Origin of the sequence: Fictibacillus arsenicus, from assembly GCF_001642935.1 — a bacterium.
GTDB lineage: Bacteria > Bacillota > Bacilli > Bacillales > Fictibacillaceae > Fictibacillus > Fictibacillus arsenicus_B.
Window position 1 is genome coordinate 775,453 of the sequence record NZ_CP016761.1, and the last position, 15,718, is coordinate 791,170.

The window sequence follows — 15,718 nt, forward strand, 5'->3', positions numbered from 1 at the left end:
ATGAGCCAAAAGGAAACGAATTTAGATATAACCGGAATGACATGTTCGGCATGTGCAGTTCGAATCGAAAAAGTTTTAAACAAAATGGATGGTGTTGACGCAAATGTTAACTTAGCCATGGAAAAAGCCTCAGTAAAATATGATCCGGATGTAACATCACTAACAGATTTAGAACAGAGAATTGAAAAGCTGGGTTATGGAGTCACGAAGGAGAAAGTGGAACTTGATATCTCTGGTATGACATGTGCAGCATGCTCAACTCGTATTGAAAAAAGTCTCAACCGGATGGAAGGTATCTCTAACGCCTCTGTTAACCTGACAGGTGAAACAGGTACGGTGGAATATAATCCAGCTGTTGTATCAATAGATGATATGTTAACGAAAATTGAGAAGCTGGGTTACAAAGGTTCGATTAAACAAGACAGGGAAACAAAAAAGTCGAAGAAAGAAGAGGAAATCGCTTCAAAGAAAAGAAAACTGTTTCTTTCCATTCTTTTATCGCTTCCTCTTCTCTATACGATGCTGGCTCATATGCCTTGGGATACAGGGCTCCCGATGCCCCATCTTTTAATGAATCCATGGTTCCAGCTGGTGCTGGCATCTATTGTTCAGTTTTATATAGGCGTTCAATTCTACGTCGGAGCATATCGTGCTCTTCGTAATAAGAGTGCCAATATGGATGTGCTCGTAGCATTAGGGACATCAGCAGCATTCTTTTATAGTGTTGCTGAAGCATTTAAGACGATCGGCAACCCTGAATATATGCCGCAGCTGTATTTTGAAACGAGTGCGGTGCTCATTACATTGATTTTAGTAGGTAAATATTTTGAGACACTCGCTAAAGGACGAACGACAGAAGCAATTTCAAAACTATTGAACCTTCAGGCGAAGGAAGCAACTATTATCCGGGATGGCGAAGAAGTAAAGATTCCTTTAGATCAAGTTGCTGCTGGTGATACATTGATAGTAAAACCAGGAGAAAAGATCCCTGTCGATGGCAAGGTGATTTCAGGAAACTCCTCTGTAGATGAAAGTATGATTACCGGAGAATCCATCCCTGTTGAAAAAGCGGAAGGTGATTTAGTGATCGGATCAACTCTCAACAAAAATGGAACACTTCGGATGGAAGCCCAGAAGGTCGGAAAAGAAACCGCACTTGCCGGTATTATTAAAATTGTAGAAGAAGCTCAAGGATCTAAAGCACCGATTCAAAGAATGGCTGACTATATCTCCGGGATTTTTGTACCGATTGTCGTTGGTATTGCGATTATGGCGTTCCTTGTGTGGTATTTCTTTGTTTCACCTGGAGACTTGCCACAGGCTCTTGAAGTTGCTATTGCTATATTAGTAATCGCATGTCCTTGTGCATTAGGGCTTGCAACACCTACTTCCATTATGGTTGGAACAGGTAAAGGAGCAGAACAGGGAATCCTTTTTAAAGGTGGAGAGTACCTGGAAGGGGCACATAAAATCAATGCGGTTCTTCTGGATAAAACGGGTACAGTTACAAAAGGTAAGCCAGAAGTAACAGATGTTATTGAATTAAAAGAAGGATTTATAACTGAGGTAATTTCAGCAGAGAAAAATTCAGAACACCCATTGGCTGAAGCGATTGTGGAGTATGGAAAGAAAAATGAAATTGAATCGCTGGATGCAGAATCGTTCTCAGCAATTCCAGGTCACGGGATTGAAGCTGTTGTTAATGGGAAAAACATTCTTGTCGGGACCCGAAAGCTGATGAAACAAAAAGCTGTTTCTTTCGATCAATATGAAGAAACCATGAGTAACCTTGAAGCTGAAGGGAAAACAGCTATGCTTGCTGCAGCAGATGGTGTGCTGGTTAGCATCATTGCTGTAGCAGATACGGTGAAGGTTTCATCTAAACAAGCGATTAAACGGTTGTTTACTATGGGTATTGATGTATATATGATCACGGGTGACAATGAAAGAACAGCCCAAGCAATCGCAAAACAAGTCGGTATCCAAGGTGTTTTTGCAGAAGTGCTTCCAGAAGAAAAAGCGAACAAAGTAAAAGAGCTGCAGAAACAAGGGAAAAAAGTGGCCATGGTTGGTGACGGCATCAATGATGCCCCAGCCCTTGCTACAGCCGATATTGGAATGGCCATCGGAACAGGTACTGATGTAGCGATTGAAGCAGCAGATGTTACGCTTGTCGGCGGAGACTTGAATCATATTCCTAAAGCGATTGAGTTAAGCCGGAAAACGATGAGAAACATCAAACAGAACTTGTTCTGGGCATTGTTTTATAACACTGCAGGAATTCCTATCGCGGCATTCGGATTGCTTGAGCCTTGGGTAGCAGGTGCCGCGATGGCGTTCAGCTCTGTATCCGTAGTTTCAAACGCATTACGATTAAAAAGAATAAAACTTTAGGCTTATTTCTAACAGATTGATGCACATTTTTTTAGAGTTTGCTTCATTGACAAGTTGATTGGAGTGCAAGGTGCGAGACTCCTACGGGACGAGTGGGACAGGTGAGACTCCTAAAGGCGCAAAGCGTCAGGAGGCTCACCGCCCGCCCCGAGGAAAGCGAGCATCCTGTAACGGAAATCAACTGCTTTCAAGAGCATCAAACCTTGAGAAACAGCTAATCTTAAAAAACAGGAGGAATAAATGATGGAAAAGAAAACATTAAAAGTAGAAGGTATGACATGTGGACATTGCAAAAGTGCGGTAACAAATGCACTGACAGAACTTGAAGGGGTAAAGAATGTTACTGTACACCTTGAAACAGGAACTGTAGATGTCGAAGTTGATGAATCAAAAGTGTCTGAATCAGAGATGTGTGAAGCGATTGAAGAACAAGGGTATGACGTAAAAGCATAATGTGAAAAAGCCTCCCCAGATCAGGATCAGGGGAGGCTTATTTTATGAAAGGTTGTCCAAATTTAAATGTTACCCTTTAATGCTTTAGCAACTCTAGCTACACGAGCTCCCAAACGAGATGCCATTTTTTTCTCAGCATCAACAGGCTGTTTTGAGCCGTCAGCTCCTGCAACAGTTGAAGCAGCGTAAGGTGAACCGCCAATACCATCTGCTGTCATCTGTTCGGGGTTCTCACCATAAGGCAGACCAACATAGATCATGCCAAAGTGCATTAACGGAACGAAAGAGGTAATTGCTGTAGATTCCTGGCCTCCATGTATCGTGTTTGAGCTTGTAATAACAGCCGTCGCTTTGCCTTCAAGATCACCATTAGCCCAAAGACCGCCTGCAGAATCCAATAGCTGTTTGATTTGTGCTGGCATCATACCGTAACGAGTCGGGATTCCCCAAACGATTCCGTCAGCCCATTTTAAATCATCCAAAGTCACTTCAGGAATGTCAGCTTGTGCTTCTTGCGCTTTTACATAAGCGTCTTGCTGAGACATATATTGTTTTGTCACTTCAAACTCAGGAACTTTTACTACTTTCACTTCAGTACCGTCTACTTGCTTAACTCCTTCAGAAGCGGCAAGTGCCATCTCATAAATATGTCCATATGAACTGTAGTATACAACCAAAATATTTGCCAAAATGTTTCCTCCTTTAAAGTTATGACTTTAATACTCTTCCCGAAAATTCATATGGGAAATCATAAAAAAATCCGCCTGAGCGTTCAGGCGGTCATTTTTAATAATAAGGATATGGATAAGGGTAGTAAGGATACGGATACGGCGGGTATGGATAAGGCGGGTAATAAGGATAAAGAGACAAAGCTGCAAGTGTAGCCAGCGGAAAGATCTGACGGTAAAATCTTCGGTATCGAGGTCTTCCATACCCTTGACGCTGATTTTGTTGCTGAGTTCCTTGCTGCTGCATAGTCTGCTGCGGTCCAGAGGCTTGCTGGCCTGTTCCTTGTCCCTGGGTCATTTGTGGGCTTTCTTGTTCATCTGCAGGCATCATGTCCTGTGGAACAAGCATATACACATTTTTCTTGTCTAAATCCGTTATGATTCCTTCTGTTTGCTGGCCATCGTTTGTTTTAACAATCACATGGTAATACATATGATGCTGGCATGTTTGGTGCATATTATTAGCGCGTACTTGTTCTTCAAATTCATTTTGATTATTGCTCATTTGTTATCACTCCTTCCCATTTTATTTCTATTTTTAATTTTTACTTGTTATGCATAACTAAATAAAATCCGTATTTTTACGCAAAAAAAAGAACCGCGAATAAGCTGCAGTTCTTTTTTCTGAATTAACTTTTTTCAGTACTTTGAAGTTTAGTTTTAAACATGCGTTTAAAAAAGTTAGCCACTGCTTCGGCTTCGAGGTAATAGAACAGCTTAAATAATAAGCTTCCTAATAAGACACCAGCAACTACATCTAGTACAACGTGCTGTTTAACAAAAAGAGTGGATAGGATAATACTGTAAGCAATGGTTGAAACGATCATATCTTTTTTTATGGTCCAAAGTTTACTATGGCGTATGCCCAAAATCATTAAATAACTGCTTAACACGTGGATGCTTGGGAAACAGTTAAAAGGCTGATCTGCTCCATATACATATTTGACCATACTCGTTAATATCCCACTTCCCATCAGCTCTGGACGTGGAACCGTAGTTTGGAAAAAGAAATATATAACGTAGCAAACCAGCATGCCTACACAAAAACTCAATAATGTCCGGTAATAAATAGCTCTGTCATATATACAGAAATAAACAAACATTAAAAAGATAAACGCATACCATATCAGATAAGGTACTACAAAAATTTCTACAAATGGTATTTGATGATCTACTGCTGTAATGAGTTGTCTCGCTCCACGTTCCCCATCATTTAACACCTGATAGATGATATTCAGCAAAGGGATAGAGAGGAGAAGACATAATGCTAAAATATTTTCTTTTACGATACGCAATACGAACTACTCCTTTGTCTATATCATCAGCTTTTAATTCTATACCCGTTTAACAATGTTTTACACGTTTTTAATATACCTTTTAGACATTACCATAATATGGTTGTTTTGTCATAGGAATTGAGGCGTATTTTTATAAAAATTTTTCAGCTTTTTTTGACTCTATTTGTAGTGTTCCCTGTAAGGCTGTAAAAAGGGTTTCCACTATTTGCGACAAGTAGTAATTCTATCCGTAATCAGTCCTGATAATTATTTTGACTTTTCTGACAAAAGTCTTATAATGAAGGTACAACCGTGTAGACCTATTGCATAATTAACCTCTTTGAAAGGGAGTGTTATGGATGTATGTAGGCAATACCATTAAGGTTAACCGCTATAACGGAGAGTATTTTGAGATCAGCCAAAAGTGGCTCATGGAAGTGGTATGGAACAAGTATAATATGCCTTTGCATGAGTTTTTGCTGTCATATGACAAGTTTGACAGTGATTATATTTATTCGCTTGCTGTTCGCAACTCTGTAGATTTTAAGCTGGAATTTGACGAGGACTACCTGTATATCGGGTAGTTTTTTTATTTTGCTTATGTCAAAAGCCCACCTTCCTACATACAATGGTTTAGGATTCAGGGGGAGGGCACAAAAATGGCGAAAAAGAGTGCGAAAAAGAAAGTTAATAAATATGATAGCGCAATAAACAAATATCAGCATACGCTGAAGATGGTCACAAGTGAAACATGTATTGCCTGCAAAACGCAATGCGCAAGAGGTTTGGATTATATAGAGCGAATGTCAAAGCCAGGGGCACTAGGAAAAGGCGTAGCGTGCCATCTTACAAAAGGAAAAGGATATAAATAAGCGGATTTTAGAGCTGACCCATGAGGATGTGGGTCAGTTTTTTGCTATATTAAGGGCTGAGTTGCTTAAAGATGGGGGATTTTGCTCGCCCGGGAGGATTTATGCTCGCCCGGGAGGATTTATGCTCGCCCGGGAAGATTTATGCTCGCCCGGGAAGATTTATGCTCGCCCGGGAGGATTTATGCTCGCCCGGGAGGATTTATGCTCGCCCGGGAGGATTTATGAGCGCTCGGGAAGATTTATGCGCGCTCGGGAAGATTTATGCGCGCTCAGTGAGTTTTAGGCTCGCCCGGCAAGATTACTGCTCCTTAGGACTGGACCACCAAGAATCCAAGCACAAATAAAGCGTTGCCTCATTTTCGTATGCTATCATTTAAACAAAGAAATTACCATAATAAGGATGGTGCGCATTTGATCAAAGCAAAACGTTCATTTCATTTTTTATGGAGCGGTCAAACATTTGGGAATTTAGGAGATATTCTTTATATCATATGTTTGATTACTCTTGTCTATAAAGAAACGGGCTCTGTCCTGCATATGGCATTGATTCCTTTTGCTAAAACGATGTCCTTGCTGGTCTCAGGGTTTATCGCGCCGATATTTATTGAAAAGTACAGAAGATATACCTTACTGACAATAACATTGACCCTTAAGACTATACTTTTGCTTCTCCTTTGTTTGCTAGCCAGCTATGGGATAGATACTCAAATAACTTATATCCTTTTATACATATTAATTATCATTATTTCAATGCTCGAAGGGATCGGAAACCCAGCACGCCGTTCTATGATTCCGGATTTAGTGAAAGAAGAAGAACTTGTAAAAGCAAATAGCTTTATCAGTATTACAAATCAAACTTCAATGCTGCTTTCATGGCCATTGGGGAGTATCCTTCTAGTGGTTTGGGGTGAACAGAATATGCTGTGGCTTACGTTTGGACTTTTTTTGATTTCTTCTACTTTAACTGCTCAAATTCAAATTGGAGAAGTAGATAACAATGAACAACAAAATGATTCTAAATGGAACACGATTAAAGAAGGCTGGCACCTGATTTTCCAATCAAAAAAGCTAACTACACTTACATTAATGGATGTCTTAGAGAATTTCGGTCATGGTGTATGGATCGCAGCTATTTTATATGTATACGTAGACACAGCTATTGGTAAAGGCGAAGAGTGGTGGGGGTATATTAATGCTGCGTTTTTTGCCGGTATGATGGTTGCGGGTATTGTCGTTTACAGATTCTCGAAAAAAATGGAACCGCATCTGGGATTAGTTATTATGACTTCAACCTTATGTTTGCTCGGTTTAAATTTATGGTTTGGGCTAACTTCGTCTGCATGGGCAGCATTATTGGTATCGTTTATTTTCGGATTTCCTCAGATGGCAAGAGATGTATCGCAAAATACACTCATTCAGCAAACTTATAGAGATAAACAGCTTGCAAAGGTCTATGCGTCACACGGTACACTCGTATATGGTACATTTGGTATTGCAACTTTAGTGCTTGGCTGGTTTGCTGAGGAGTATGGGATTCGTGCGACCTATATGCTTGTCAGCGCCATGTTTTTACTCTCATATATCATTGCGTTTACTAACCGAAAAGTATTACATACAAACAGACAATCAGATGCTTTTCATCAAGCAAATTGATGGTTTCCGGAGACTTCATACCATCATAAGTTGGGAAAACCGCATGTTTTATACTAAAAAGAAAGCACATGTTCTCCTTCAATTTTCCCAATACAAAGCTAGCCAGCTCCCTGTTAAAATAGGATTACACCCACTTTCAAACGAAAGACGGGGAAAATGGTAACAGGAACGGGTGAATGATGTGAAAAAGAAAGTACTTGTCTATTTATATCCGCAATTTAGAGAAGTGGAGATCATGACAACTTTATCTATTATAGGTAAGAAATATGAAGTGCTCCCTTTTTCGCTTTTACCGGGAACAGTTACTAGTGAATGCGGATTAATGATGCAGCCTACGATCAAAATGAAAAATATAAGCCCTATGGATTATGAAATGCTTATTATCCCAGGAGGGAAACAAGCTTTTACTCAAGGTAATCCGAGGCTTTTGCATCTTCTGCAGGTATTTGATCGTGAGGGAATTAAGATAGCGGCGATTGGTAACGGAGCTGCTATTTTAGGACGAGCTGGCATTCTTAACGGCAAATCATATACGATTTCGTTGCGTGAAGAGGAGTTTACAAAGACAGCAAACTGGCTGAATGGCACTTATGTAGCTAAACAGATCGTGGAAGACAAAAACTTATTAACAGCCAAAAGTCATGCTTATATTGACTTTGGGTTAATGATAGGGGACCGTTTGCAATGCTTTGACGGCCTCGAAGAATATAACTTTTTTAAAGGTACGAGTTCTTTTTAACTATGCTCCCCTTTTCGCTCTCTGGTTTAAAACTGGAGAGCGTTTTTTAATGGCAATAATTACTAATTAAATTTTTGATAATAAAAAAAAGTTCATCACTTGACAAAAGTAAGTTAAACTTTTAAGATATAAAAAGAATTAACTTACTAAAAAGAAGTTGATTCTAAACGTGTACTTCAAATACAAATAAAACATATAACTCAAAGGAGAGAACTACTCATGAAAGTACTTTACATCAATTCAAATCCAAAGCCATTAGATCAGTCATTCGGACTTCGTTTAGGGCGTCATTTCTTAAATGAACTTTCTAATCAAAATGAAAACATTGAGATTGAAACAGTTAATCTTTATGAAGAAAATATTCCTTTAATCGATGCAGATGTTCTAGACGCTTGGGGTAAGTTAGCTGCTGGTCTTGAGCTTTCACCATCACAAGTAGAGAAAACAACTCGAATGGGTGAGATTTTAGAGCAATTCCTTTCAGCTGATATGTACGTTTTCAATACGCCTATGTGGAACTTGAGCTATCCGCCAATGCTTAAAGCTTATATCGATAACGTTGTAATGGCTGGAAAGACTTTTAAATACACAGAAAACGGACCACAAGGACTTCTTGGAGAAAAAACAGCTGTACACATTCAATCACGAGGCGGTGTATACTCTGAAGGACCTGCGCAAAGCTTCGAATTTACAAATGGCTACCTTCGAGGAGTAATGGCATTTATCGGGATTACAGATTACCACCATGTATACACAGAAGGCATGGCAGCAGCACCAGATCGTGCTGAAGATATTCTGGATGCAGCAAGAGAGACTGCGTCAGTTTTAGCAAAAGAACTAGTATCTGCTAAAAGAAACGCATAAATTTTACACTGATAACGAACAGTTTTAAGAGGAATTATAAAAAAGGTGTCTGAAGTTTAGACACCTTTTACTGTTTTAAGGAGTGGTGAGAGAATGAACGAAACTTTTAAAGTAATGGAAGAAAGAGCATCAGTAAGACTTTATCAAAAGGATAAAGAGATCCCTAATGAAACTCTTCATAAAATTTTAGAAATGGCAGGAAAGGCTCCATCTGCATGGAATCTTCAGCACTGGCGCTTTATCGTAGTTACTTCACAAGAACAAAAAGAAAAATTGTTTCCGATCGCCTACAATCAAAAGCATGTTCTTGATGCATCTGCAGTGGTAATAGTCGTAGGTGACACAGAAGCCGATAAAGTGGCTGCAGAAGTGTTTGAAAAAGCACCTGAAGAAGCAAGAAACATTTTATTAAAGAATATTAAAAGTGCTTATTCACAAGGACGCCCATTAGGTGAAAGGGAAGCTCTTAAAAATGCTTCACTTGGTGCCATGCAGCTTATGCTGGCGGCAAAAGCTTTAGGGATTGATTCATGTCCGATGACAGGCTTTGATCACGAAGCTATTCTGCCTGCACTTGGTATTCCTGAACGATTCATTCCTGTAATGATGATTACTTTAGGCTATGCAGACGGACCAGCAAAGCCAACGGAACGCTTTGATATTAACCGTTTAATCATGCATGAAAAGTACGAAGAAAAACTTTAAAACGTATGAGCAGTCTATAGTCATATCCATGGCTAAGGCTGCTTTTTTAATTGCAAGATATGCTATTATACAAGTATAAAGTCAATATTTTGAAAAAGGAGCACCTATGAGCACGCTAATGATATCAATACTCATTTCACTTGTGATTATCGTGTTTGTAATCATAATTTTTGCAGCTGCAATAACAAGAGGATATTCATACAAACATACTGTAGACAAATTGGAAGACAATCCTTATTTAAAAAGTAAAAATGATGATGATCAAAAAGAACCAGAAGAAATGAAAAGATAGTCTAGAAAGTCTTAGAGGAGATGGAGCGAAGCATGAATTTTACGATTTCACCTAAGCCGCCATTTGATTTTCAAAAAATGATGAAGCGTTTAACAGTCACTGGAAAGACGCATGTTTTAAAACTTTCTGATGATTTTACACAGTATGAAAAAATTGTTCATATTGAAAATGTATCTTGCTACGTGAAAATTAACGCAGAAGGTTCTGTTGAGAAACCGCTTCTTAGGTGTCAGGTCATACCGATAGACGGAAAAGTTTCAGAATCAAAAGCAAAGATGAAAATTCAACAGCTCTTCTCTACAGAAATAGATCTATCACCACTTTATGACCATTTTTCTGATCATAAAGAATTAGGTTTAGTGCTTAACCGTTTTAAAGGTTTGAAGCTTTTAACTGAAACCGATCTTTTCGAAGCTATTATTAAAATCATAATCGGCCAGCAAGTAAACTTAACGTTTGCGGGTACATTAACAGAACGACTGATCAAGCTTGCCGGGAAAGAGATAGAGGTAGAAGGGAATGTCTTTCAAATTTTTCCTTTGCCAGAAAGGACTGCAAAATTAACTTATGAAGATCTGCGAGAACTTCAGTTCAGCCAGCGGAAAGCAGAATATATCATAGACCTTGCACGAATGATAACTGATGGCAAACTCGATTTAGAAGCTTTGTGGAATAAGTCTGATGAGGAGATTATTAAAATACTTCTTCCAATCAGAGGGATCGGGAAGTGGACGATCGAGTGTCTATTGATCTTCGGAATGGGCCGTCCTGATATTCTGCCTGCTGCAGATATCGGATTAAGGAATGCAGTTCGTAACATCTGGAGTCTCGAAAATCAGCCTTCTGAAGATGAAGTTCGACAATTTGCTGAAGACTGGAAACCGTGGAGAACTTATATTACATACTATTTGTGGGAAAGCTTGAATCAAACGCCAGAGGTTGTTGATCATACATAAAGGCTGTTTTCGCATACTTTGTAGTCTAGGGTGGTTGATTTCCGTTTCAGGATGCTCGCTTTCCACGGGGCGGGCGGTGAGCCTCCTTGCGCTTTGCGCCTTTAGTAGTCTCACCTGTCCCACTGATCCCGCAGGAGTCTCGCACCTTACACTCCAATCAACTTGTCAGTGATGTCTTTGAAAAAATAGCTTAAAGCAACAATTTTTTAGAAAACAGTCTACGTAAAAAAGGTGAAGAGCTTTTCAAGAGTTCTTCACCTTCGTTTTGTATTTATTGATTCAATTCTTTTCCTAAAAACTCTGCGATGGCTTTCATGCCAAATATACCAGCTTTCTCTTCGGCTTCACGGTTGTAATTCGTGTTCGTATTTACATCATAAGCAAATACGTTTCCGGATTTATCGGTAATGATTTCAATGCCAGCGAATGTTATGCCATTGGCTTTTAAGAATGCCTCAAAGTTTGATTGATAAGGCAGTGTGAAGTTTTCTAGGATTTTAAACTTTGGTTCAGGTTCTTGGGGCTGATCGGCAATTGGACAAAATTGATCCCCAATCTGGCAGGCATCTGCTGGACAAAGTTCAAACCCTTCGGAAGTATCCACTTTTACCGCATAAAGAAATTTTCCGCCGATAAATTCGCAGCGCACGATATAAGGTTCAGGCGCCTCAATGTAATCCTGCAGCAAAGTAATTCCATCTATGGACTCATCAAAAGTGTTCCCGTTCACATAAGTTCCGATAGCGGCTTTAGTTTGAAACAATTGTACCCCAAGCCCTTTGCCAGCTCGGTTATGCTTTGTAATAAATGGACCATCAAAGTGTGCCGAGGCCTTTAAAAGTTCATCTTTTCCATAAGCCGCGATAGTCCGGGGCACTGGAATATCAAAAGCCTTCAAAGCGCTGTATTGATTTACTTTGCTGATCTCAAGCTGAAGTGCCTGGCTGTTATTAAACACTTTTCTGCCGTAGCTTTCAAGCCATGATAAAACAGCTGAAGTATATTCTGGCGCGTAACGGTGACCACGTGTATGAGAAGAAGCACTCATACGATTATAAAAAACGCCTTCGGGTGGTGCTTGCGTTAAATCAATATAACCTTTTGACATATGCCAGTCTTCATAGGGGAGACCTAATTCTTCAAAGCGCTGGAATAAAGGCGCAGTCCATTCGCTATTTTCATGGATAACATATATTTTTGGGATCATTGTAATCCTCCTTAAAACTTAATTCCGACTGTTTCTATATACCTAGTCTAATATAGAAGAATTAGAATGAAAAGAAAGTACACAAAAAAGAAGCCTTATTTAGACTTCTTTTTCTGAAGATGCTCTGATTTTTCGAATTTTTTTATCGCTTTTGCGTAAAGGCTGAAATCATCATTTGTTATTTCTTCCTCACCATAACGCACCTTTTCATAGACCTGTAATACGGATTCGGCTTCATCACCAGAGAGTTTTAAGCGTTCAAACCAAAGATGAGCTGACTCTCCAGGTAAACGTCCATACCCTCGTTTATCCATCGTCTTTTCAAAGTGAAGAAATTTTTTTCTTGTTCTGTCTTTAGGCTGCAGCCATCTTCTCTTCCCAAAAGCAGATCCGTTTAGATCTGAGCTGGTTAATGCTGATACATTACCCGTTAAAGCAGCGTCTGTTCGAAGATTAAACAATAATTTTTTTCTCCAAATATAAATGGCTACTATAAGCACGATTACGGCAGCAGCAGTCCACCAGAGAAGTGAAAAATCATTTACAAACTCTTGAGGCTGTTGTTCGAGAATCTCTTCCTTTATTCCCAGTTCTGATTTACCGTTTTCATCATCTTTTTTAAAGAGTTTTATCAAATAAGCAATTGGTATAGCCAGCAAACTAAATAATTTCCATAGTGGAACCGCCACGATGTAATACATCAAGAAAAGAACACCATCTAAAACCCAGTAGATAAATTGTTTAAGAGGTCCTAAAAAAGCAAAAACAACACCGCTCAATGCAACAAGGAAAAGCGGAACAGAAAAGTCTTTCCATACTTTATCACCATCTGAATTCTTAAAATAGTGAACAGTCATTTTTATGGCAAGCATGAGCATGAATTGTATCCATACTGCTCCATACATGACTGTGAATCCATCTTTGAAAAAGAAACTAAAAACGAGTGCAAACACCGCACTAATTGTTAAGATGATTTCCAAATCGGTTTTAAAAGGATCCTGCCAATTCTCTGAACTTCTCCAAGTAATAATTACAGCAAGTATTGCAGAGAAAAGTATGGAAGACGTCATAAACCAAAAAGACAAGGTAGATATGAGAAATGTACATACCAATGTCAGTTTTAATAGATTGGGTTGGTAAACATATAAAGCTCCACTTACAGCAATAATGGGCAGCAATACTGCTGCATAAAAGGCTAGATCCAGCCATGAAGCTCCTTGTACAAGGAGAACATAGAATAAAAAGAGAAGCATGGCATCAAAGGTTACGTTCAGTCCATACAAAATCAATTTCTGGCTATTTAACATGGGACGCCCTCCTTAGATAAGTAAGGCATCAAGTACGCTTCTGTCCCGGTCTGATTAACCAAAAAGATCTTACCGCCGGACTTAATCCATTTTTTCGTAATGAATTGTGTATTTGTATCGCTTGGAATAGTTCCTAGAAGAATAATAAAAGGAACAGATCCAGCGAAGTTACGATCCATTTTTGTCCACATAATGGTCGGTTTGACAGTAACATTTGAGCGGTCAATTCGAGCGAGTCCTTCTAACACTTTACTTAAGTGCTGCGGACCGCTTCCGGTTGTTACATGATACATCCCTAATGGACCAGGTACTTTAAAGTTGATGTAAACCTCAAATGGAATATTCTTCTCGGCAGCAAATTGGCACATATAGGCAAGATAACTTATTTCGTTTTCCATTTGCTCAGAAGATTTCATATCTTTATGATCAGGCAAGATTGTATATACGAATGTCCAATGGTAGACTACCGTTTTTTCGAAAACTTTTGTTTGAAGAGTCCCTGTTCTAGCAGTCGCTTTCCAATGCAGTTTATGAAAGGAATCGCCATACGCGTAATCACGGTTTCCGGCAGGGAGTGACATATTCTCAAACAATGCAAATGGACGTGCTGCCTCGCCGCTTCCTTGATGGAAAAGGTGTTCAATCTTATGAACAGGAAGTGGTCTAGGATAAACAATAATCTCAGCAGGAAAAAGTTCCTGAAATGCTAGAGCTTGACCACTGGTCTGCAGCGGATCATGAATTTGAAGAGAAAGGTTAGAAATTCTTGTAGTACCTCTCTTTCTTGCTGTAAAAGGAATGTTTTGTGTATACGCTGTTTTTCTATAAATAGCAAAAGGTCTTTTCAGCTCAATTCTTCCTTTTGAACTCTCCACGTCACCTTTGTTCGTTTCGGAAATAACATCTCGATGAGATAAAAAGAGCTCACCTCTAAATGATGGCCATCTTCCCGTATGAAGCAGTTTTATATAAAATTCATCTGAATCACCAGGAAACAAACGGTAAATCTGCTTGTTTGAATCTAGTTTTAAATCTTGAGCAGCTGATTTGAATTGTAATAACGTTGCACCATACAAAAATATAATGACCAGACCTAAAACAAAAAGAAAGGATATATTTCGGTAAAATCCGATTACGAGAATTAAGGGACTGAATAAAACAAGCGCTTTAAAGATCGGCTTGATCCAGATCTGATTACTCCATTGCATGATTATCTTCCTGCCTCAGATTCAACAGGGACATCAATGGATTCAAGGATATCTTTTAGTACCTGCTCTTTTGTTTTTCTCATTGTTCCTTCCATTGACAATACTAAACGATGAGATAGAACATGAGGAGCAACAAGCTGAACGTCATCCGGTGTAACAAAAGTTCTGCCATTTACATATGCAGCACCTTGAGCAGCTTTCATGAAAGCAAGTGTTCCACGGGGAGAAACACCGTTTTCGATAAACTCATGCTGGCGTGTAGCATGGACAATTGATAATAAATAATTTTCAATTTCATCACTTACAAAGATCTGCTGGACTTCTTCTTGCATTTTTATAATGTCCTCTAGAGTAAAGACAGGTTCGAGCAGCTCTTGCGGGTTTTGAGCACGATACATATGTAGCATCTCTTTTTCCTGAGAAAAGTCTGGATAACCTGATGGCAATTTCATAAAGAATCGGTCAAGCTGTGCTTCAGGCAGTGGGAACGTACCATGTGACTCAATGGGATTTTGTGTTGCAATTACTAAAAAAGGGGAAGGCAGTTTAAGTGTTTCTCCGTCAATGGTTACTTGCCGTTCTTCCATTACTTCTAATAAACTGGATTGAGCACGCGGGGTAGCACGGTTAATCTCATCGGCTAATAAGATGTTCGTCATAACTGGGCCGGGCCGCATTTCGAATTCTTGATGTTTTGGATGAAAGAACTGAATCCCTGTAATATCTGCTGGAAGGATATCGGGAGTGAATTGTATACGTTTGAATTCTCCATCTATTAAACGTGCAAGACTTTTAGCAAGCACAGTTTTTCCGGTTCCTGGCACATCTTCTAATAAAAGATGTCCTTTATTAACTAAAGCGATCATAGTTAGTTCAACAAGTTCATCTTTCCCTGTTAATACTCCAGCAATGGCGTTTTTAACAAGGTTTACTTGATTTACAATATTCATTAATGATCTTCCTCTCAATGGTTAGATAAGTTAACCATACCATTATTAAAATATTTAGAAAATAAGAATTGTAATATTTTTGAAATTTTTGTAATTAATAAAATCTTTTTTCG

Annotated in this window: 17 protein-coding genes; 10 read left to right on the forward strand and 7 right to left on the reverse strand. The window is 39.1% G+C overall.

Features of this window, described 5'->3' with window-relative positions; translation table 11 throughout:
- Window positions 1-2,394 (forward strand): heavy metal translocating P-type ATPase, encoded by a 2,394-nt coding sequence (locus ABE41_RS04180; RefSeq protein ID WP_066286803.1) that lies wholly within the window; start codon window positions 1-3, stop codon window positions 2,392-2,394.
- Between the two features lie 243 nt (window positions 2,395-2,637).
- Window positions 2,638-2,847 carry a copper chaperone CopZ gene (gene copZ, locus ABE41_RS04185; RefSeq protein ID WP_066286805.1) on the forward strand — a complete coding sequence of 70 codons (210 nt, stop codon included), beginning with the start codon at window positions 2,638-2,640 and terminating at the stop codon, window positions 2,845-2,847.
- A 62-nt stretch (window positions 2,848-2,909) separates the two neighbouring features.
- Here copZ and wrbA read toward each other — a convergent pair whose 3' ends face one another.
- The 3 genes from wrbA to ABE41_RS04200 form a co-directional block, all read right to left on the reverse strand.
- The gene (wrbA, locus tag ABE41_RS04190) at window positions 2,910-3,536 is read right to left on the reverse strand and encodes an NAD(P)H:quinone oxidoreductase (protein ID WP_066286807.1); all 627 of its coding nucleotides are present in this window, start codon (window positions 3,534-3,536) and stop codon (window positions 2,910-2,912) included.
- Window positions 3,537-3,633: 97 nt separating this feature from the next.
- Window positions 3,634-4,080 (reverse strand): hypothetical protein, encoded by a 447-nt coding sequence (locus tag ABE41_RS04195; protein ID WP_066286809.1) that lies wholly within the window; start codon window positions 4,078-4,080, stop codon window positions 3,634-3,636.
- 124 nt (window positions 4,081-4,204) lie between these two features.
- The gene (locus ABE41_RS04200; RefSeq protein ID WP_066286810.1) at window positions 4,205-4,870 is read right to left on the reverse strand and encodes a phosphatase PAP2 family protein; all 666 of its coding nucleotides are present in this window, start codon (window positions 4,868-4,870) and stop codon (window positions 4,205-4,207) included.
- A 341-nt stretch (window positions 4,871-5,211) separates the two neighbouring features.
- On the opposite strand from ABE41_RS04200, the gene ABE41_RS04205 reads away from it, so the two are divergent.
- The 8 genes from ABE41_RS04205 to ABE41_RS04245 all read left to right on the forward strand — a co-directional run bounded on the left by ABE41_RS04205 (window position 5,212) and on the right by ABE41_RS04245 (window position 10,933).
- Window positions 5,212-5,436, forward strand: coding sequence for a hypothetical protein (locus tag ABE41_RS04205; protein ID WP_066286812.1), 225 nt, complete (start codon window positions 5,212-5,214; stop codon window positions 5,434-5,436).
- A 75-nt stretch (window positions 5,437-5,511) separates the two neighbouring features.
- Entirely contained in the window at window positions 5,512-5,724 is a 213-nt protein-coding gene (locus ABE41_RS04210; protein ID WP_066286814.1) for a hypothetical protein, read from the forward strand.
- A 411-nt stretch (window positions 5,725-6,135) separates the two neighbouring features.
- On the forward strand, window positions 6,136-7,377 hold the full coding sequence (locus ABE41_RS04220; protein WP_066286818.1) for an MFS transporter: 1,242 nt from the start codon (window positions 6,136-6,138) through the stop codon (window positions 7,375-7,377).
- Between the two features lie 181 nt (window positions 7,378-7,558).
- Entirely contained in the window at window positions 7,559-8,116 is a 558-nt protein-coding gene (locus ABE41_RS04225; protein WP_066286819.1) for a DJ-1/PfpI family protein, read from the forward strand.
- A gap of 219 nt (window positions 8,117-8,335) precedes the next feature.
- The gene (locus tag ABE41_RS04230; protein WP_066286824.1) at window positions 8,336-8,980 is read left to right on the forward strand and encodes an FMN-dependent NADH-azoreductase; all 645 of its coding nucleotides are present in this window, start codon (window positions 8,336-8,338) and stop codon (window positions 8,978-8,980) included.
- Between the two features lie 93 nt (window positions 8,981-9,073).
- Entirely contained in the window at window positions 9,074-9,685 is a 612-nt protein-coding gene (locus tag ABE41_RS04235) for a nitroreductase family protein (RefSeq protein ID WP_066286826.1), read from the forward strand.
- Window positions 9,686-9,791: 106 nt separating this feature from the next.
- Window positions 9,792-9,977, forward strand: coding sequence for a YtzI protein (gene ytzI, locus ABE41_RS04240; RefSeq protein WP_066286831.1), 186 nt, complete (start codon window positions 9,792-9,794; stop codon window positions 9,975-9,977).
- 32 nt (window positions 9,978-10,009) lie between these two features.
- Window positions 10,010-10,933: a DNA-3-methyladenine glycosylase family protein gene (locus ABE41_RS04245; RefSeq protein WP_066286832.1), complete on the forward strand. Its 924-nt coding sequence runs from the start codon at window positions 10,010-10,012 to the stop codon at window positions 10,931-10,933.
- A 271-nt stretch (window positions 10,934-11,204) separates the two neighbouring features.
- On the opposite strand, the gene ABE41_RS04250 is transcribed toward ABE41_RS04245, so the two are convergent.
- The 4 genes from ABE41_RS04250 to ABE41_RS04265 form a co-directional block, all read right to left on the reverse strand.
- Window positions 11,205-12,137, reverse strand: coding sequence for an ATP-grasp domain-containing protein (locus ABE41_RS04250; RefSeq protein ID WP_066294599.1), 933 nt, complete (start codon window positions 12,135-12,137; stop codon window positions 11,205-11,207).
- Window positions 12,138-12,235: 98 nt separating this feature from the next.
- Window positions 12,236-13,447 carry a DUF4129 domain-containing protein gene (locus ABE41_RS04255; RefSeq protein WP_066286835.1) on the reverse strand — a complete coding sequence of 404 codons (1,212 nt, stop codon included), beginning with the start codon at window positions 13,445-13,447 and terminating at the stop codon, window positions 12,236-12,238.
- Entirely contained in the window at window positions 13,441-14,655 is a 1,215-nt protein-coding gene (locus ABE41_RS04260; protein ID WP_066286837.1) for a DUF58 domain-containing protein, read from the reverse strand. Before ABE41_RS04260 ends, ABE41_RS04255 begins: the two co-directional genes overlap by 7 nt.
- Window positions 14,656-14,657: 2 nt before the next feature.
- A complete protein-coding gene (locus ABE41_RS04265) occupies window positions 14,658-15,605 on the reverse strand; it encodes an AAA family ATPase (RefSeq protein ID WP_066286839.1) in 948 nt (315 codons plus the stop codon).
- Window positions 15,606-15,718 lie beyond the last annotated feature (113 nt).

Coding starts and splice junctions, on each gene's coding strand:
- ABE41_RS04180 (WP_066286803.1), top strand. CDS start 1: ATGAGCCAAAAGGAAACGAATTTAGATATAACCGGAATGACATGTTCG.
- copZ (WP_066286805.1), top strand. CDS start 2,638: ATGGAAAAGAAAACATTAAAAGTAGAAGGTATGACATGTGGACATTGC.
- ABE41_RS04195 (WP_066286809.1), bottom strand. CDS start 4,080: ATGAGCAATAATCAAAATGAATTTGAAGAACAAGTACGCGCTAATAAT.
- ABE41_RS04205 (WP_066286812.1), top strand. CDS start 5,212: ATGTATGTAGGCAATACCATTAAGGTTAACCGCTATAACGGAGAGTAT.
- ABE41_RS04210 (WP_066286814.1), top strand. CDS start 5,512: ATGGCGAAAAAGAGTGCGAAAAAGAAAGTTAATAAATATGATAGCGCA.
- ABE41_RS04230 (WP_066286824.1), top strand. CDS start 8,336: ATGAAAGTACTTTACATCAATTCAAATCCAAAGCCATTAGATCAGTCA.
- ABE41_RS04235 (WP_066286826.1), top strand. CDS start 9,074: ATGAACGAAACTTTTAAAGTAATGGAAGAAAGAGCATCAGTAAGACTT.
- ytzI (WP_066286831.1), top strand. CDS start 9,792: ATGAGCACGCTAATGATATCAATACTCATTTCACTTGTGATTATCGTG.
- ABE41_RS04245 (WP_066286832.1), top strand. CDS start 10,010: ATGAATTTTACGATTTCACCTAAGCCGCCATTTGATTTTCAAAAAATG.
- ABE41_RS04255 (WP_066286835.1), bottom strand. CDS start 13,447: ATGTTAAATAGCCAGAAATTGATTTTGTATGGACTGAACGTAACCTTT.
- ABE41_RS04260 (WP_066286837.1), bottom strand. CDS start 14,655: ATGCAATGGAGTAATCAGATCTGGATCAAGCCGATCTTTAAAGCGCTT.
- ABE41_RS04265 (WP_066286839.1), bottom strand. CDS start 15,605: ATGAATATTGTAAATCAAGTAAACCTTGTTAAAAACGCCATTGCTGGA.